Here is a 17,932-nt window from a genome sequence, read left to right as displayed (position 1 = left end):
CACCGGCCCCGCGGTCGCGTCAGGGCTGCGGGCGGTCCACCTGGCCGCGCCAGGCGCCGGTCTCGCCGCCGCGGGACTCGATGAACTGCTTGAAGCGCTCGAGGTCGCCCTTGGTGCGGCGCTGGACGATGCCGAGCTTGTCGCCGACGTTCTCCACGAGGCCCTCGGGCTCGTAGTCCATCTGCAGCATCACCTTCGTCTTGTCCGCCGCGAGGCGGTGGAAGGTCACGACGCCGGCGTGCTTGGGCTCCTCGGTGCTGGTCCACGCGACCCGCTCGTCGGGGAGCTGCTCGGTGATCTCCGCGTCGAACTCGCGGGTGACCCCGCCGATCTTCGTCACCCAGTGGGTGCGGGTGTCGGTGAGCTGGTCGATGCGCTCGACGCCCTCCATGAACTGCGGGAAGGTCTCGAACTGCGTCCACTGGTCGTACGCGGTCCGGATCGGGACGTCGACCTCGATGCCCTGCTCGATCGTGCTCACGGGTCCTCCGTGCTCTGCTGGGAGCTCTGTCGGGTACGCCGGGAGCGTCCCCGAGCCGCCCGCGCCGGAAACGGGCCCGCCGGTCACAGGGCGCGCAGGTCCTGGGGGCTGTAGCGCGGGGCGAAGCCGGGCTTGCGCACGCCGGACAGCTCGACCATCCGCACCGCCCGGTAGCGGTGGCCGGCGTAGCAGGACAGCAGCTCGAGCATGCCGTCGTCGTCGACGGGTCCGCCGACCAGCGCCCACCCGACGAGCGCCGCCAGGTGGAAGTCGCCGACCGACACCGCGTCGGGGTCGCCGTGGGCGCGCTGGCGCACCTCCGCCGCCGTCCAGACGCCCACGCCGGGCACGAGGCGCAGCACCCGCCCGGCCTCGGGCCCGGGCAACTCCGCCGTGGCCTCGAGCCGCCCGGCGACCCGCGCCGCCCGGACGACGGTCGAGGCCCGCTGGCCGTCGACGCCCGCCCGGTGCCACTCCCACGAGGGCACGTGCCGCCAGCCCTCGCCGCTGAGGGGCACCCTCATGCCCGCCGGCGCGGGGCCCGGCGCGGGCTCGCCGAAGCGCAGCAGCAGGTGGCGCCAGGAGCGGCGGGCCTCGCCACCGGTGACCCGCTGCTCCAGCACGGCGGGCACGAGCGACTCGAGCACCAGGCGCGTCCGCGGCGGGCGCCAGGCGGCGTGGCGCGCCCAGGCGGAGGCGACGACGGCGTGCCGGGGCTCGAAGCCCGACGGGTCGTCGTCCTCGCCGAGCAGCGCGGGGACCCCGTCGAGGAGCCAGTCCGCGCCCGGGCCCCAGGCCGAGGCGAGCACCTCGTCGCCGCGGACCGCCAGGCGCAGCGTGCCCGGCCCCTCCGGCGTGCGGCTGCACCGCCAGACCGCCCCGCCCGGCTCCTGCCGGTGCGCCGGGTCGCCGCCGCCCCGGCGCAGCGGCGCGAGGGTGGCGGCCACGGTGAGCGGCCGGCCGGGGCGCCAGGTCCGGGTCCGCTCCGCGGGGCTGCGCGGCGGCGGTACGGGGGCGGGCACGGGCCCAGTCTGCACGCGCCGGGGGGTGCGGCACGCCCGGGAGGGGAACGATCACCGGTCGCCGTCCGTAGAGTTGGGGGCACAGAACCGATCGACCAGGACGGACCGTGGCGAACAAGCGGAACAACGGCGAGCAGCGCGACCGGCGGGCGACGCTGGAGGCGATGCGGCGCGAGCAGAAGAGCAGCGAGCGGCGCAAGAACCTCATGGTCGTCGGCGGTGCCGGCGTCCTCGGGCTGGGGCTCATCGCCGCGGTCGGCATCCCGACCTACCTCGACTACCGCGACGACCCGGCCAACCGGGCCGTGGCCTCGTACGGGGTCGACGCGGCGGCGGCCAGCTGCGACGAGCCGGTCATCGAGCCGGCCACCGGCGTGCAGGAGCACGTCGCCGACGGCACCACGGTGACGTACGGCGCCAACCCGCCGGCCTTCGGCGCGCACTACGCCGTGCCGGCGACGTTCGAGCGCTCCTTCTACACCCCCGAGGACCGTCCCCCGGTGGAGCAGCTCGTGCACAACCTCGAGCACGGCTACACCGTGCTCTGGTACGACCCCGAGCTCGCCGAGGCCGACCGCAGCGCGCTGTCCGACCTCGCCTCGAGCGTGCGCGAGAAGATGTCCGACCAGGTCGCGGGCACGAAGTTCATCGTGGCGCCCTGGGACGCGGGGACCGCCGAGGTGGCCGAGGGCAAGCGCTACGTCCTCGCGCACTGGGGCGCCCAGCAGGGCGCCCGCCAGGCGTGCGGCGACCTGTCCGGCGCCGTCGTCGAGGACTTCGTGGAGGCGCACCCCTACACGGACTCCCCCGAGCCGAACGGGATCTGACCCGCCGGGGGGTCGGCGCCGCGAGCGCCGCCTCAGGGCACGACGAGCGCCCGGTCCCCCACCCGGCCGTCGACCTGCACCCGCAGGGCGCCGGTGAGCTGGTTGCCGGCGCCGACCTCGGCGCGCGCGCCGAGCACGGCGCCGGACAGCACGCACCCCTCGCCGACGCGCGCGCCCTCGCCGAGCACGGACCCGGTGACGCGGGCCCCGGCGGCGACGACCGCGCCGTCGTAGAGCACCGACCCCTCGACCACGGCCCCGGCGCCCACGACCGCCCCGGCGCCGACGGCGGTGCCGGCCGAGAGGAAGGCGTCGGCCGCGATGTCGGCGCCCTCGAGCGCCAGCCACTGCCCGGTCGGCGCGGGCAGGGCGGAGGACGCGATGCGCCCCAGGACCAGGTCGCACGAGCCGCGGACCAGCGCGGCCGGCGTGCCGAGGTCGAGCCAGTACGCGGTCTCGGTCCACGCCCGCACGTCGCTGCCGTCGCGCAGCAGGCCGGGGAAGGTCTCGCGCTCGACCGAGACGACCCGCTCCTGCGGGATCGCGTCGACGACGGCGCGGCGGAAGACGTAGCAGCCGGCGTTGACGGTGTCCGTGACCGGCTCGGGCATCTTCTCCAAGAACGCGGTCACCCGCCCGTCGGCGTCGGTCGGCACGCAGCCGAAGGCGCGGGGGTCCTCGACCCGCACGAGGTGCAGCGTGACGTCCGCCCCCGTGGCCAGGTGCTGCGCGACCTGCCCGGGGAGGTCGTGCCCGCTCAGCACGTCGCCGTTGAGGATGACCACGGCGTCGTCGGGGCCGCCCTCGAGGCGCCGGCCCGCGTTGCGGATCGCCCCGCCGGTGCCCAGCGGCTCGCTCTCCACCTCGTAGTCGAGGCGCAGGCCGAGGGCCGAGCCGTCGCCGAACGCCTCGGTGAAGGTCTCCGCGCGGTACGACGTGGCGAGCACCACGTGCTCGATGCCCGCGTCGCGCAGCCGGGCGAGCTGGTGGGCGAGGAACGGGACCCCCGCGACGGGCAGCAGGGGCTTGGCCGTGGTCGCGGTGAGCGGGCGCAGCCGCGTGCCCTGGCCCCCGACGAGCAGGATCGCTTCGGTCACGCGGCGGACCCTACCGGCGCCCTGCGTCACCCGGGCTGCCGATAGGTTGCGGGCATGCCGCGCGCCCTCATCACCGGGATCACCGGCCAGGACGGGCTCTACCTCGGCGAGCTGCTCGCGTCCAAGGGCTACGAGGTCTTCGGGCTGGTCCGCGGGCAGTCCAACCCCAAGGTCGCCCTCGTCGAGCGCGTGGTCCCCTCGATCCAGCTGCTCGAGGGCGACCTGCGCGACCTGTCGAGCCTCATCGGCGTCCTCGAGGTCGCGCAGCCGGACGAGGTCTACAACCTCGGCGCGATCAGCTTCGTCGGCCTGTCCTGGAAGCAGGCCGAGCTCACCGGCGAGATCACCGGCATGGGGGTGCTGCGCGTCCTCGAGGCGCTGCGCATCCACACCGGCGGCGACATGGGGCGGGTGCGCTTCTACCAGGCGTCGAGCTCGGAGATGTTCGGCAAGGTCCGCGAGACGCCGCAGACCGAGGCGACCGCGTTCCACCCCCGCTCGCCGTACGGCGTCGCCAAGGCGTTCGGGCACTACATGACGGTGAACTACCGCGAGTCGTACGGCGCGCACGCCTCCTCCGGGATCCTCTTCAACCACGAGTCGCCGCGGCGCGGGCACGAGTTCGTGACGCGCAAGGTGACCCGGGCCGTCGCGCGGATCGCGCTGGGCCTGCAGGAGACGGTCGCGCTCGGCAACCTCGACGCCCGGCGGGACTGGGGCTTCGCCGGCGACTACGTCGACGCGATGTGGCGCATGCTCCAGCAGGACGAGCCCGACGACTACGTCGTGGCCACCGGGGTCACGCACTCCATCCGCGACCTGCTCGACGTGGCCTTCGCGCGCGCCGGCGTCGAGGACTGGAGCGGGCTCGTGGTGCAGGACCCCCGGTTCTTCCGGCCCGCCGAGGTCGACCTGCTCATCGGCGATGCGACCAAGGCGCGCGAGCGGCTCGGCTGGGCGCCGACCGTCGGGTTCACCGAGCTCGTGCGGATGATGGTCGACGCCGACCTCGAGGCCGAGCGCGTCGCGGCCGGCCGGCGGGACTGAGCCGGTGGGGGTCCCCGAGCGGCGCGCCCAGCTGGCGTACTCCGACACCCAGGCCCTCATGCTCGACGAGGCGAGCCGGCGGGCCAAGGCGGCGAAGGTCGCCGCGGTCGTGCAGCACTTCCGGGGCGTCGAGGACCTCGCGGGGCTGCGCGTCGTCGACGTCGGGTGCTCCGGCGGAATCGTCGCGGACGCCCTGCGCGAGCGCGGCGCCGAGGTCCTCGGGCTCGACATCGACGTGCCCGGGCTCGCCAGGGCCGCGCGGCGCTTCGGCGCGACGACCTCGTTCGTCTGCGCCGACTCCCAGCGCATGCCGCTGCGCGACGCGGTGGCCGACGTGGTCGTGTGCAACCACGTGTACGAGCACGTGGTCGACCCCGCGGCCCTCTTCGCGGAGATGCGCCGGGTGGTGCGCCCGGACGGGCAGGTCTACCTCGGGCTGGGCAACCGGCTCGGCGTCGTCGAGCCGCACTACCGGCTGCCGTTCCTGTCCTGGCTCCCGCGCCGGCTCGCCCACCGGTACGTCCGGGCGAGCGGCCGCGCCGAGCACTACCACGAGGCCTTCGCCACCCGGGCCGGGCTGCGCCGGCTGGCCGCCGGGCTGCACGTGTGGGACTACACGTACCCGGTGCTGGCCGACCCGGCGGCCTTCGCCGGCGGGGACGCGGTGCCCGGGGCGGTCGCGCGGCTGCCGCGCCCGGCGCTGCGGGCGCTGCGGCCGGTGGTGCCGACGTACCTCTGGGTCGCCACGACGGCGCCGCAGCGGCCGCGCGGGCCCCGGCTGGCGTGGGACCCCGAGCCGGTCAGCACCACCCGCGCATGATCACGGCGGGGTGCGGCGGTGGCCGGGTCGCGGGCGGGAGGCCCGGTGGCCCAGCAGCGCCAGCCCCACCGCCAGCAGGTCGCCCACGAGCATGAGCCCCCGGCTCAGCAGCGCCACGGCGAGGGCGTCGGCCCGCTCGAGCACCGGGGCGAGGGCGAGCACGAGCGCGCCCTCGCGGGCGCCGGCCCCCGCCGGTGCGACGACGACGAGGAAGCCGACGGTCCAGGCGACGGCGTACGCCCCCGTGCAGAGCACGAGGAGCAGGCGCCCGTCGGCGCCGAGGGCGTCGGCGAGCAGCGCCACGTGGGCGCCGAAGACGACCCAGGTGACGGCCGACCACCACGCGCCGCGCAGGAGCGCGGCGCCCTCCACGCGGTGCGGGTCGGCGTCGCGCCGGGCCAGGCGCAGCGCGAGGTCGAGCAGGCGCTGCAGCACCGGCGGGGCGAGGGCGACGAGCCCCACGGGCACGGCGAGCAGGACCCACCAGTACTCCCGCGCCGCGCCCGTCGCGGTGGCGCCGAGCGCCGCGGCGGCGAGGACGGCCCCCACGACGAGCCCGACGACGAGCGCCGCGACGGCGGCCACGCCGCTGCGCACCCGCGGCACGCCGTGCTCGCGCCCCAGCTCGGCCTGCGCGAGGACGGGCCAGAGGCTGCCGGGCAGGTACTTGCCGATCTGGGCGACGAGGTAGACCCGGGCCGCGGCGGGCAGCGCCAGCGGGGAGCCGAGGCCGGCGAGCACCGCGCGCCAGCTGAGCATGTTGGTCCACAGCCCCAGCAGGACGAGCAGCCCGGCCAGGACCAGCCGGCCCGCGTCGATCCGCCCGGCGGCGTCCGCGAGCGCCGCGCGCTGCGACCAGGCCGCGGCCAGCAGCAGCCCCACGGCGAGCAGCCCGAGGGCCCGGCGCACCCAGCGGGCCGCCCCGCGCCGCGGGGGCGCGGGGGCGTCGGGGGTCACCGCGCGAGCCTAGCCAGCGGGTCCGGTGGCCTAGGCTCGCGCGCCGTGGACCGCCCCGAGGACGACGCCCGCGCCCGGCCCCCGCTCTTCGTCACCCGCAAGTTCCCGCCGTCGGTGGGCGGGATGGAGACGCTGGCGGCGGGCGTCTGGCGGACGCTGCGGGCCGGCGTGCCGGGAGCCCGCCTCGTCGCGCACGGCGGGTCGAACCGGGCGCTGCCGCGCTGGCTGCCCCGGGCGGTGGCGACGACGGCGGCCCTCGCCGCCCGCCGCGAGGTCGGGCTCGTCCTGAGCGGTGACGCGGTCGTGCACGCCGCGCTCTCCCCCGTGCTGCGGGCGCTGCGCGTCCCGCACGCGACGATGGTCATGGGCCTGGACGTGACGTACGACAGCGCGCTCTACCGCGCGACGGTGCTGCCGTGGCTGCGCCGCGCGCCGCTCGTCGTCGCCATCTCGGCGGCCACCGCCGACGCGGCCGTCGCGGCGGGCGTCCCCCGCGAGCGGGTGCGGGTGCTGCGGCTCGGGGTGGAGGTGCCCGACCTCGGCCCGCAGGACCGCGCCGCGGCCCGGCGGGCCCTGCTCGACGACCTCGGGCTCGGCGACGACGCGGTCCTGCTGCTCACCCTGGGCCGGCTGGTCCGGCGCAAGGGCGTCCGGTGGTTCGTCGAGGAGGTGCTCCCCGCGCTCCCGCCGCAGGTCGTGCACCTCGTGGCGGGCGACGGGGAGGAGCGCGGGGCGGTGCTCGACGCCGCCGCCCGGGCCGGGGTCGGCGACCGGGTGCGCCTGCTGGGGCGCGTCGACGACGCGACCCGCGAGCGGCTGCTGCGCGGGGCCGACGCCTTCGTGCAGCCCAACGTGCGCGTCCCCGGGGACATGGAGGGCTTCGGGCTCGTGACCGTCGAGGCCGCGGTGCGCGGCACGCCGGTCGTCGCGTCCGCCCTCGAGGGCGTCCTCGACGCCGTGGTGGACGGCGAGACCGGCACGCTCGTGCCGCCGGAGGACGCCGCCGCGTGGCGGGCCGCCCTGCTCCCGCGGGTCGCGGGCCCCGCCGCCCGGGCGGCCCTCGCCGGGGAGGGCGCCCGGCAGGCGGCGGCGACCCGGGCGCGCTACGGCGAGGAGGCGATGGGCGCCGAGCTCGCCGCCCTGCTGGGGCTGCGCCCCGGCGCCCCCTCCGCCTGACGCGCAGGGGCGCCGGGCGCCCTCAGCCGTCGAAGCGCACCGTGCGCGTGGCGGTGCCGCCGCGCAGGTCGTCGCGCAGCTGCCACGTCGTGCCGCTCACCACGCCCGGGGTGTCCCGGCCGTCGCCGTCCCAGTCGCCGGCGACGGCGCGGGCCGCCGAGCGGCCGTACGCCACCGAGGCGACCGCGCGGGGCGCGTCGCTGCGCGCGGACAGGAAGAACCACGTCGAGCGGCGCAGCCCGGGGGTGGCCCGCCCGTCGCCGTCCCAGTCGCCCGGCACGGCGCGGTCGGCGGGGCGGCCCCAGGCGGCCTCGACGCCGGCGGGGCCGGTGGACAGCGTCTGGCGCAGCGACCACCGGCCCTGGCGCACCACGCCCACGCCGTCGCCGCGCCGCCCGGTCCAGGACCCCGTGACCGGCTGGTCGCCCGCCCGGCCGAAGCTGAGCGCCACGTCGTGCGGCCCCCTGGACAGCGCGTCGCGCAGGAACCACTGCCCGGCCCGGAACACGCCGACCCCGTCGCGCCCGTCGCCGTCCCAGTCCCCCACGACCGGCACGTCGGTGGCGCGGCCGAAGGGGAACCGGCGCACCGAGCCGTCGCCGGCGCGCAGCGACCACGTGCCGGAGCGGTACCAGCCCACGTCGTCGCGCCCGTCGCCGTCCCAGTCACCGACGACCGGCGCCGTCACGCCCGAGGAGGGCGGCGGCGGGGGCGGGGGCGGCGCCGCGAACTCCACGCCCGGGGAGCGGAGGCCGAGCGCGGTGCGCAGCCGGTCCCCGGTCACGCTGCGGGTGACCGCGCGCCCGTCGTCGACGGCGGTCACCCGCACGCCGTCGCGGCGGGCCGGGTCGCCCTGCGGGGCGAGCGCGAGCGAGAGCACCGCGTCGAAGCCCAGCGCGCGCGCCACCTCGGCGCGCGTGAAGGTGCGGCTCCACGAGCGGTACGGGTTGTCCGAGGCCAGGTCCCAGGCGCTGTCGTCGACCGGGACGAGGTACGGCGTGCCGTACGAGCCCCAGACGTACTGCCGGTCGCTCGTCCAGCCGCCCGCCGAGCTCGAGTAGAGCGCGTCGATGAGCCGGCCGGCGCCGTCGACGACGACCTCGCCGGCGGTCGCGTCGACCGCCGTGCGCCAGCCGCCGCCCCACCGCGCGTCCTCGTCCTCGTGCGCCGCGCCGGCGTACACCTGGCTGGCGGTCGTCGCGGAGAGGCGGTAGCCGCCCGCCGCGGCGTCGTGGGCCCTGAGCAGGTAGGTGCGCGCGGCCACCGCCTGCGCCCGCAGCGCCTCCTGCGGCCAGCTCACCGGCACCTCGCGCAGCCCGCGCAGGTACTTCTGCACCCCGGTGGTGCGCGAGTCGTCCTGGAAGACCTGCACCACGTCGGTGCCGATGCCCGCGGCGCGGGTGAAGGTGGTGTAGTCGTCGCGCAGGCGCAGGTCCGTGACGGGCGCGCTGCCGCTGCCGTACGCCCGCAGGCGCACGAGGGTCCCGACCGCGCGCAGCTCGCGCCCGTCGGCGGCCGTGAGCCGGGTCGTGCCGCCGGCGTCGCGCACGAGGACCGAGCCGCCCGAGCGCACGACGGTCCACGTCGAGCCCGCCGGCTGCGTCGCCGCGGCGCTCGTGCCGCGCACCTGCCAGGCGACCGTGCCGGTCTCCGCCGCCACCGTCGTGCGCGCGGCGCCCCGCAGCAGGGACAGCAGCACGGGGCTGCCGTCGCCGTCGCGGCGGACCACCCGGGTGCCGGTGTAGTAGGTCTGCAGGATCCGCACGTGGTCGCAGCCCAGCCGGGCGGCGCCCTGGGCGCCGTACTGGCTCATGCCCAGCCCGTGCCCCCAGCCGTGCCCGAGGACGGTCACCTCGGCCCCGGCGGGGGCGGCGGCCTCGGGGACCGTCCGCCCGCCCGGCGGCGTGCAGCCGGCCGCCGCCGCGGGGCCGCCGGCGGGCGCCTGCAGGGCTGCCGCGAGCAGCCCGAGGAGCGCGGCCCCGAGGACGGGGCCGCGCCGGGGCGCGCGGGTCACCGGGTCAGCCGGACGGAGCTCGTCGCCGGGCCGCCGTACAGGTCGCCGCGCAGCAGGAAGGAGCTGCCCGACGCGACGCCGAGGGTCGTGCTGCCGTTGCCGTCCCAGTCGCCGGGGGCGGGCTGCATCGAGCTGCGCCCGTACGACGTCGTCACCTGCGCCCCGGGCGTGGCCGCGCCGTCGGACAGGAACCACCAGCCGCCGCGGAACAGGCCCGGGGTCTCGGTGCCGTCGCGGTCCCAGTCGCCGACGACGGGCACGTCGCTGGCGCGGCCCCACGGGGTCGAGCGCAGGTCGGCCGAGCCGGGGCCCGGGACGTAGCGCAGCAGCCACTCCCGCCCCCGGACCACGCCGATGCCGTCCAGCCCGCGCCGCTGCCAGGCGCCCACGACCGGGCGGTCGCCGGCGGTGCCGTAGCTGAAGGTCGTCTCGTGCGGGCCGGAGACGAAGGCGTCCTTGAGGAACCAGCGCCCGCCGCGGAACACGCCGACGCCGTCGCGCCCGTCGCGGTCCCAGTCGCCGACGACGGGGACGTCGGTCGCCCGCCCGAAGGTGAAGGTGGCGAGCGAGCCGTCGCCCTCGCGCAGCGTCCAGCGCCCGCCGGCGTACCAGCCGACGTCGTCGCGCCCGTCGCCGTCCCAGTCGCCGACCAGCGGGCGCACGACCGCGCCCGGGGGCAGCGGCGCGGGCGAGGACGGGGCGGTCACCGAGCCGGAGGTCCTCGCGTACGCCGCCGCCTTGGCCCGGATGGTGCCCATCTGGCTGAAGAGGTTGGCGCCCGGGCACAGCGTGTAGCCGACGTCGCGGTGGGCGAAGAGGGTCTTCACGGTCGCGCGGGTCCCCGCGCGGTACTTCGAGGTGCCGCCGCCGGCCGAGGTGAGGGTGACGTCGGCCTGCGGGTCGCGCCCGAAGAGGGACAGCTTCCAGCCGAAGACCTTGGCGACGCTGTCGACGACGGCCGCGTTGGAGGCCGCGGTCTCGTAGTTGCCGAGCACGCTGACGCTCATCGTCTCGCTGTTGAAGCCGCCGGCGTGCGCGCCCTGCACCGCCTTGGTGATGCCGCCCGCGCGACCCTCCCAGACGGTGCCGAACCGGTCGACGAGGAAGTGGTAGCCGATGTCGCTCCACCCCTGGCTCAGGTGGTACGCGTAGTCGCCGCGGATGATCGCGGGGACCTCGCTCTGGGAGTAGCCGTTCGTGCCGGCGGTGTGGTGCAGCGCGCCGGCCCGCACCGTCGCCATGTACGACGGGCTGCCCTTGCGCCTGCTCTCGTCGGCGCCCCACTGGGCGCGGCTGCGGATCGCCGGCTGCGGCGCCGCGGCGGCCGCGCGCGAGGCCGGCTGCCCCGCGCCCGCGCCCACGCCGTCGTAGTCCGACGCGCCCGGGTCGACGAGGCTGACCTCCAGGCCCTGCGGCAGCCGGCCGGTCCGCACGTCGACGCGCACCTGCACCCCGTCGCTGGGGCCGACGTACAGCGGGTCGGTGAGGACCGGCAGCGCGGCCGGGTCCGGCGCGGACGGGTCGACCTCGCCGCTCTCCTCCAGGGCCGTCCACCCGGTCCAGCCGTCCTCGCCGTGGGTGCGCACGAGCACGGTGAGCTCGGTCGCGGCGGCCGGGCGGTCCCAGCTCACGCCGACGGTCGAGAAGGGCGCGGTGCGCCGCTCGGGCGTGAGCACGGCCGGGGTCGCGGCCGGGGCGGCGCCGCGCTCCAGCGGGGCGGCCTCGGCGCGGGCGGCCGCGGAGGCGCTGCGGCTTGCCGTGGACTGCGCCGCGAGCGCCGCGGCGTCGACCCCCGCGAGCGGGAGCGAGGTCACCGCGGTGCGCACCGGCTCGGGGGCCGGGGCGGCGGTGCTGGTGACGGGCAGGACCGCGAGGGCGGGGACGGCGAGGGCGAGGGTCAGCGCTGCGGGCGCCATGCGCATGTCGTGAGCCGATCGTCGGGCGGGCGGGCGTACGTGTCTCCTTCGGCTCGCCCGGACCTGCTCCTGAGCCCCCCGGCCCGGCGAAGTCCGCCACACCCTGCTCCGGACGAGTGACGCGCCGCATGGCGCGCGGCGTGTCGCCGGGAGGCTACGGCCGAACGGGTGGTCCCTGCAGCATCATCCGCCACTCGAGTCCCAGCTGTGACACTCCGGACCGTGGCTGGACGGTCGCTGGACGGCGGCCCCACGGCTCCCCGACGGCGCCCGGCCGCCCCCCGGGTCAGCCTGCCGGACGGGCCAGCCAGAGGTCGACGGCGAGCGGGACGGTGCCCGCGGGCCGCTCCTCCAGCAGGCGCGCGTCCTCCTGCACCACCCGGTCCACCACCTGCCGCGCGGGTCCCCAGCCCGGGGCGCGCGGGGGGGCCTCGGCGCCGACGAGCACCGGCTCCGAGCCCACGGCCCGCGCCGCCGCCGCCGCCCGCGCCACGGCCTCCCCCGCCCCGGGCGCCCCCTGCACGGCGGCGGGCACCGAGGCCGCCGGGACGCCGCACCCCCGCAGCGGCTGGGGCCACTCGCGCGCCGCGCGCCCGTCGACGAGCAGGGCCACCTCGCCGGGGGAGAAGGCGGCGCAGGCCGTGCGCAGCGCGGCGAGCTGCCCCGCCTCGGTGCGGTCGGGCAGCAGCGGGCCCGAGCCGAGCAGGACCGGCCCGGCGAGCAGGGCGGCGAGGGCGCCGGCGGCCGCGGCGCGGCGCCGGTCCCGGTGCGGCACCCCGGGCGGGGCCCAGCGGGCCAGGGCGGCGGCGAGGAGCGCGCGGGCGGCGTACGCGGCGAGGAGCACGACCGCCGGCACGACGACGGCGGCGAACCGGCGCTCGGCCCAGGGGTGGTCCGGGGTGATGCCCGAGCGCAGCAGCACCTGCAGCGTGGTGCCCACCCCGACCAGCCAGACCGGCCACCACGCGCGCTCGCGGCCCCGCAGCAGGCGCAGCGCGAGCAGCGCGGCGCCGGCGAGGGCGGCGAGCAGCAGCGGGGCGCCCAGCCACCAGGCGAGCCACTGCACGGTCCGCTCGTCGTAGAGCCGGCCCGGGTCGACCTCCAGGCCCTGCTCCTGCTGCAGCGCCCCGACGTACGGCGCCCCCTCCGCGGTCGGGTCGCGGCGCACGACGAGGACGAGGGGCCGCGCGGCGAGCGCGAGGCCCGCGAGGACGACGAGGCCCGCGGCGACGGGGGCCGGGCCGGCGGCGCGACGGGCGACGGCCGCGGGGTCCGCGCCGGAGCGGCGCAGCAGCGCCAGCGCCGCCGCGGTGGCCCCCGCGGAGAGCGCGAGCAGCAGCAGGAGCGGGACGACGGACCCGGCGTTGGCCGCGAGGTAGTCGCGCGCGACGACCAGCGCGACGAGCGACCCCGCGGCCGTGCCGGCGGCGAGCCCGGCGACCAGGGCCCGGCCCGCCGGGTGGGCGCGCCACAGCAGCCAGCCGGCGAGCGGCAGCAGCAGCGCCGTCTCGCGCGGGCTGTCGACGCGCACGAGGGTGCCGCCGCCGACCAGGAGGCCCGCGACGAGCGCGGCGCGGGCCGCCGGGACGGCCGCGGGGCCCGTCGCGCCCGGGCCGGCGAGCCGCAGCGCGTCGACGAGCAGGCACAGGCCCCCGAGCAGCAGGAGCATCGCGAAGGGCTCGCTGTAGGTGGAGCGCGCCACGTGGGCGACGGGCAGCGACACCGCTGCGACGGCGGCGACCACCGGCGCCCAGCCGCGGCCGAGCAGCCGCGCGGCGAGGCCGGCCAGCGCGAGCAGCCCCAGCCCGGTCGCCAGCGCGGGCCCGACGAGCACGCCGCGCCACCCGGCGACCCAGCCGAGCGCGGCGAGCACCGAGGTCGTCCCGTGGAGGAACTGCGGCACCACCGCGTCGCCCGCGGCGTAGAAGCCGGGGCTCTGCGCGGTGACGTCCGCGGAGGGGCCGCCGAAGGGCGCGAGCGCCCCCTGCACGGCGAGCCGGCCGTGCTCGGAGAGCCAGTGCGCCGTCTGCGCGTAGACCGCCGGGTCGCGCCGGACCAGCACGTTCTCGCTCGACAGCAGCGCCGCGCCCACGGCGGCGGCCGCGCACACCGCCAGCGTCGCCAGCTCGGGCCAGCGCGACGCCGGCCCCTCGCGCCCGGGGGCCGGAGGGGGCGGGGACGGCAGGAGGCGCAGCAGGGCGACGGCCACCGCGGCGCAGAGGAGCAGCGCCGGCACCGGGTGGACCGCGGGGACGAGGCCGCCGAGCACGAGCAGCGGCGCGGTGCCCAGGCACCAGGCCAGCAGCAGGACCGCCGGGACGGTCGCGCCTCGGCTGAGCACCGGCGCAGGCTAGCAGCGGGCGGGCCTAGGCTCGGGGCCGTGACGGACCTGCCGCCCACCCCTCCCGGCACGTCGGCCGACGGGCTGCCGCCCGACCTGCCGGCGCAGCTCGTCCCGACGCTGCGGACGGCGCTCGAGGCCGACCGCGCGCGGCCCGTGCTGACGTACCTCGACCCCGCCACCGGCGAGCGCACCGAGCTCTCCGCGGCGACGCTCGACAACTGGGTCGCCAAGACGGCCAACCTCCTCGTCGACGACCTGGGCGCGGAGCCCGGGGCGCTCGTCGCCGTGCGCCTGCCGGTGCACTGGCAGGGCGTCGCGTGGCTGCTCGCCGCGTGGACCGCCGGGTGCGCCTGCGTGGTGGACGGCTCCGCCCGCGACGCCCCCGACCGCGCCGTCGTCGTCACCACCGCCGACGACCTGGACGACCTCGGCGGGGCCGAGCCGGTCGTGCTCGCCCTGCGCCCGCTCGCCGTCCCCGGCGAGGGGGTGCCCCCGGGCGCGGTCGACTACGACGTGGAGGTCCGCGCGCACGGCGACGCCTGGACCGGTCCGCTGCCGGACCCGGGCGCGCCCGCGCTGCTCGAGGGCGGGCGGGCCCGTACGGGGCAGCAGCTCGCCGCGCGGGCCGTGGACGCGGGCGCCGCCTGGGGCCTGCGCCCGGGCCAGCGGGTCGCCGTCGACGGCGCGGGCGGCTGGGACGCGGCCCTGCTGCCCGTCCTCGCCGGGCTCCTGTCCGGCGCCGCCGTGCTCGTCGTCGGCGGCCCGGGGGCGGGGGCCGACGGGCTGGAGCGCGCCCTCGCGCCCGAGGGCGTCACCGCGCTCGCCCCGGGCTGGTCCGGGCCCGCGCCGGAGGGGTCGCGCCCGCTCGCCGCGCTCTGAGCCGCGCCGGCGGGCGGCGCCGCGCGCGGCGCCCCGCGGTGTGAGCCCCGCCGCTCTGCCCCGCGAGCACCTGGGGCTGCGGCGCACGGCGTGCCACCATGGGAGGTCGGCGACCCGCCGGACGGACGGAGGAGCATGAGCACGAGCACCGCGCACCGCGGGCGGCACGCGGCCGGCCCCGGCGACGCGGTCCCCGCGCCGCTCTCCCCCGGCCGGGCCTGCGGGGTCGTCGCCGCCAGCGCCGTGGCCCCCGGCAGCGGGCACGTGATGCTCGGGCGACGGGCCGTCGGCTGGTCGATCCTCGCCGTGTACCTGCTCCTCGTCGCGGCCGCGGTCGCGCTCGGCGTCGTGGCGTGGCGCTCGTGGGAGACCCTGGTGCCCTACGCGGTGGACGACGACTGGATCACCGCGTTCGACCGCGGCGTGCTCGTGGTCGGCGCCCTGTGGGTGCTCGTGGTGCTCTCCGCGCTGTGGATGGTGCTGCGGCGCACCCGCGACGGCGGGACCCGCGCCCTCTCCGGCGTGCTGGCGGTCGCGCTCTGCGTGGGCATCGCCGCGCCCGCCACCGCCCTGAGCCGCTACGCCGGCACGACGAACGACCTCATCGACGACGTGTTCCAGCCCGCCCCCTCGCGCGGCGGGCAGGCGGCGCCGGAGAGCGACGACTTCTCCGACCCGGTGTTCGCCGACGGGCGGGTCAACGTCCTGCTCATCGGCGGTGACGCGGGCGACGACCGGGTCGGGCTGCGCGCCGACACGATGATCCTGGCCAGCACCGAGGTGGCCACCGGTCGCACGGTGCTGCTGAGCCTGCCGCGCAACCTGCAGCGGTTCACCTTCGCGCCCGGGACCGTCATGGCCGAGCAGTTCCCCGACGGCTACACCGGCTGCGGCTACACCGGTGCCGACGGCGGCGAGGAGTGCCTGCTCAACTCCGTCTACACGTGGGCCGCGGACCACGCCGACCTCTTCCCGGGCGAGCGGGACCCGGGTGCCGCCGCGCTGTCCAGCGCGGTCGCCGGCACCCTCGGCCAGCCCGTGGAGTACTGGGCGCTGGTCGACCTGCGGGGCTTCCGCGAGATCATCGACGCCCTCGGCGGCATCACGCTGCGGGTCGACCGCCGCATCCCGATCGGCGGCGGCACCTCGCCGGTCTCCGGCTACATCGAGCCGGGCCTGCAGGAGCTCGACGGCTACCACGCGCTCTGGTACGCCCGCTCGCGCGAGGGGTCCAGCGACTACGACCGCGTCGACCGCCAGCGCTGCGTCATCGGGGCCATCGCCCGCGAGGCGGACCCGGTGACCCTGCTGAGGAACTACCGCGAGCTGGCCCGCTCCACCGAGGCCGCCGTCGCCACGAGCGTCCCCCAGAACGTGCTCGCCGACATGATCAAGCTCGGCAACCGCGCCAAGGGCCAGCCCATCGACAGCGTCGCCTTCACCCCGCCGACGATCGAGAGCACGGCGTACCCCGACCTCGAGCAGATCCGCTTCCTGGCCCGCAAGGCCATCGCGGACAGCGAGGCCGCGGGCGGGCGCGGCACCGGCGGGTCCGGCGGGTCCGGCGGCCCGGCCGGCGGGTCCGGCGGGTCCGGCGCGGGGGGCGGTGCCGTCGAGGAGGCGCCCGCGGGCTCCGACGCGCCGTCGGGCTCCGACGGCCAGGCGGCTCCCGGGGCTGACGAGGAGGCACCGGCCGGACCGGTCGACCTCTCCTCGGTCTGCTCCTACTCCTGACGCCCGCGCTCCCGCCCGCGCCGGCCGCACCGCGCGCCGCGTCCCGCTAGGGTCCGCAGCAGCGGTCGACGGCGACGGCGGAGGGAGCGGCTCGTGGGCAAGGTCGTGGGCAGCGCGGCGGAGGCGGTGGCCGACGTCGGCGAGGGCGCCTCGCTGGCCGTGGGGGGCTTCGGGCTCTGCGGCATACCCTCGGTCCTCATCGGGGCGCTGCTCGAGCGCGGCGTCGGCGGGCTGCGCGTGGTCTCCAACAACTGCGGCGTGGACGACTGGGGCCTGGGGCTCCTGCTGCGGGCGCACCGCATCGCCCGGATGACCTCGTCCTACGTGGGCGAGAACAAGGAGTTCGAGCGGCAGTACCTCTCCGGGGAGCTCGAGGTCGAGCTGTGCCCGCAGGGGACGCTGGCCGAGCGGCTGCGCGCCGGCGGGGTCGGCGTGCCCGCGTTCTACACCCCGGCCGGGGTCGGCACCCAGGTCGCCGAGGGCGGCCTGCCGTGGCGGTACGCCCCCGACGGCTCGGTGGCCGTCGCCTCGCCCGCGAAGGAGGTCCGCGAGTTCACCGTCGGCGGGACCACGCGCCCGTACGTGCTCGAGGAGGCCATCCGCACCGACGTCGCGCTCGTGCGAGCCGCGGTCGGGGACACCGCCGGCAACCTCGTCTTCCACGAGTCCGCCCGCAACTTCAACCCGCTGTGCGCGATGGCCGGCGCGGTCTGCGTCGCCGAGGTGGAGGAGCTCGTGCCGGCCGGCTCGCTCGACCCGGACCGGGTGCACCTGCCGGGCATCTTCGTCCAGCGCGTCGTCGCGCTCGCCGCCGAGGAGGCGCGCGACAAGCGCGTGGAGCGCCGTACGGTCCGCCCCGCCGCCCCCGCGGGCGCCGGCGCCGGCGAGGAGGTCGGGTCCTGATGCCGCTCACCCGTGACCAGCTGGCCGCCCGCGTGGCGCGCGAGCTGCGCGACGGCGAGTACGTCAACCTCGGCATCGGCCTGCCGACCCTCGTGCCGAACCACCTGCCGCCCGGCGTGGACGTCGTGCTGCAGTCGGAGAACGGGGTGCTGGGCGTCGGGCCCTACCCCTACGAGGGGCGGGAGGACCCGGACCTCATCAACGCCGGCAAGGAGACGGTGACCGTACGGGCTGGGGCGTCGTACTTCGACTCGGCGCTGTCCTTCGGCATGATCCGCGGCGGGCACATCGACGTGGCGATCCTCGGCGCGATGCAGGTGTCCGCCCGCGGCGACCTGGCGAACTGGATGATCCCCGGGAAGATGGTCAAGGGCATGGGCGGGGCGATGGACCTCGTCCACGGCGCCAAGCGCGTCGTGGTCGTCATGGAGCACGTCGCCCGCGACGGCTCGCCGAAGGTGCTCGAGGAGTGCACCCTCCCCTACACCGGGCGCGGCGTCGTCGACCGGGTCTTCACCGACCTCGCCGTCCTCGACGTCACCGACGGGGGCCTCGTGCTGCGCGAGACCGCCCCGGGCACCACCGTGGACGAGGTCCTCGCCGCCACCGCCGCCCCCGTCCACGTCCCCGACGACGTCCGCACCGTCCTCGCCTGACCGCGGGCCACCGACGTCGCGCGCCGGCCGGGCGACGGCACGACCACCGCCGGGGAGGT

15 protein-coding genes are annotated in these 17,932 nt (G+C 78.2%); 8 read left to right on the top strand and 7 right to left on the bottom strand.

Annotated features, from left to right (window positions below; all coding sequences use genetic code 11):
- Window positions 1–19: 19 nt before the first annotated feature.
- Both D5H78_RS11970 and D5H78_RS11965 read right to left on the bottom strand, forming a co-directional pair.
- The gene (locus D5H78_RS11970; RefSeq protein ID WP_119950725.1) at window positions 20–481 is read right to left on the bottom strand and encodes an SRPBCC family protein; all 462 of its coding nucleotides are present in this window, start codon (window positions 479–481) and stop codon (window positions 20–22) included.
- Between the two features lie 83 nt (window positions 482–564).
- Window positions 565–1,503, bottom strand: a complete 939-nt coding sequence (locus D5H78_RS11965; protein WP_218566534.1) for a DNA-3-methyladenine glycosylase family protein — start codon at window positions 1,501–1,503, stop codon at window positions 565–567.
- Between the two features lie 107 nt (window positions 1,504–1,610).
- Here D5H78_RS11965 and D5H78_RS11960 point away from each other — a divergent pair, with 107 nt between their 5' ends.
- The gene (locus D5H78_RS11960; RefSeq protein WP_119950724.1) at window positions 1,611–2,330 is read left to right on the top strand and encodes a thioredoxin-like domain-containing protein; all 720 of its coding nucleotides are present in this window, start codon (window positions 1,611–1,613) and stop codon (window positions 2,328–2,330) included.
- A gap of 32 nt (window positions 2,331–2,362) precedes the next feature.
- Here D5H78_RS11960 and manB read toward each other — a convergent pair whose 3' ends face one another.
- Window positions 2,363–3,427, bottom strand: coding sequence for a mannose-1-phosphate guanylyltransferase (gene manB / locus D5H78_RS11955; protein ID WP_119950723.1), 1,065 nt, complete (start codon window positions 3,425–3,427; stop codon window positions 2,363–2,365).
- Between the two features lie 54 nt (window positions 3,428–3,481).
- Between manB and D5H78_RS11950 the strand changes: the two genes are divergently transcribed.
- Together D5H78_RS11950 and D5H78_RS11945 are read left to right on the top strand one after the other, a co-directional pair.
- The gene (locus D5H78_RS11950) at window positions 3,482–4,474 is read left to right on the top strand and encodes a GDP-mannose 4,6-dehydratase (protein ID WP_119950722.1); all 993 of its coding nucleotides are present in this window, start codon (window positions 3,482–3,484) and stop codon (window positions 4,472–4,474) included.
- A 4-nt stretch (window positions 4,475–4,478) separates the two neighbouring features.
- Window positions 4,479–5,294, top strand: coding sequence for a class I SAM-dependent methyltransferase (locus D5H78_RS11945; protein WP_218566533.1), 816 nt, complete (start codon window positions 4,479–4,481; stop codon window positions 5,292–5,294).
- Here the strand turns inward: D5H78_RS11945 and D5H78_RS11940 are convergent, their stop codons facing one another.
- Window positions 5,295–6,251: a lysylphosphatidylglycerol synthase domain-containing protein gene (locus D5H78_RS11940; RefSeq protein ID WP_119950721.1), complete on the bottom strand. Its 957-nt coding sequence runs from the start codon at window positions 6,249–6,251 to the stop codon at window positions 5,295–5,297.
- 45 nt (window positions 6,252–6,296) lie between these two features.
- On the opposite strand from D5H78_RS11940, the gene D5H78_RS11935 reads away from it, so the two are divergent.
- Window positions 6,297–7,427, top strand: a complete 1,131-nt coding sequence (locus D5H78_RS11935; protein ID WP_119950720.1) for a glycosyltransferase family 4 protein — start codon at window positions 6,297–6,299, stop codon at window positions 7,425–7,427.
- A gap of 22 nt (window positions 7,428–7,449) precedes the next feature.
- Here D5H78_RS11935 and D5H78_RS11930 read toward each other — a convergent pair whose 3' ends face one another.
- From D5H78_RS11930 to D5H78_RS19100, 3 genes are all read right to left on the bottom strand, one after another.
- Window positions 7,450–9,441, bottom strand: a complete 1,992-nt coding sequence (locus D5H78_RS11930; protein WP_119950719.1) for a SpoIID/LytB domain-containing protein — start codon at window positions 9,439–9,441, stop codon at window positions 7,450–7,452.
- Window positions 9,438–11,357, bottom strand: coding sequence for an N-acetylmuramoyl-L-alanine amidase (locus D5H78_RS11925; protein ID WP_133412052.1), 1,920 nt, complete (start codon window positions 11,355–11,357; stop codon window positions 9,438–9,440). Before D5H78_RS11925 ends, D5H78_RS11930 begins: the two co-directional genes overlap by 4 nt.
- A gap of 286 nt (window positions 11,358–11,643) precedes the next feature.
- On the bottom strand, window positions 11,644–13,698 hold the full coding sequence (locus tag D5H78_RS19100; protein WP_165865716.1) for a hypothetical protein: 2,055 nt from the start codon (window positions 13,696–13,698) through the stop codon (window positions 11,644–11,646).
- Between the two features lie 39 nt (window positions 13,699–13,737).
- Between D5H78_RS19100 and D5H78_RS19355 the strand changes: the two genes are divergently transcribed.
- From D5H78_RS19355 to D5H78_RS11905, 4 genes are all read left to right on the top strand, one after another.
- The gene (locus D5H78_RS19355; protein ID WP_165865715.1) at window positions 13,738–14,580 is read left to right on the top strand and encodes a TIGR03089 family protein; all 843 of its coding nucleotides are present in this window, start codon (window positions 13,738–13,740) and stop codon (window positions 14,578–14,580) included.
- Between the two features lie 135 nt (window positions 14,581–14,715).
- Complete coding sequence (locus D5H78_RS20300) at window positions 14,716–16,314, top strand: LCP family protein (protein ID WP_119950716.1); 1,599 nt, start codon at window positions 14,716–14,718, stop codon at window positions 16,312–16,314.
- A 93-nt stretch (window positions 16,315–16,407) separates the two neighbouring features.
- Window positions 16,408–17,217 (top strand): CoA transferase subunit A, encoded by an 810-nt coding sequence (locus tag D5H78_RS11910; RefSeq protein WP_119950715.1) that lies wholly within the window; start codon window positions 16,408–16,410, stop codon window positions 17,215–17,217.
- Entirely contained in the window at window positions 17,217–17,873 is a 657-nt protein-coding gene (locus tag D5H78_RS11905; RefSeq protein WP_119950714.1) for a CoA transferase subunit B, read from the top strand. The genes D5H78_RS11910 and D5H78_RS11905 overlap by 1 nt, the downstream gene beginning before the upstream one ends.
- Window positions 17,874–17,932: the final 59 nt, after the last annotated feature.

Source organism: Vallicoccus soli (assembly GCF_003594885.1).
In the GTDB taxonomy this organism is placed as follows: Bacteria; Actinomycetota; Actinomycetes; order Motilibacterales; family Motilibacteraceae; genus Vallicoccus; species Vallicoccus soli.
The sequence above is the reverse complement of the archived record's forward strand: the minus strand, read 5'-3'. Positions and strand labels throughout refer to the sequence as shown.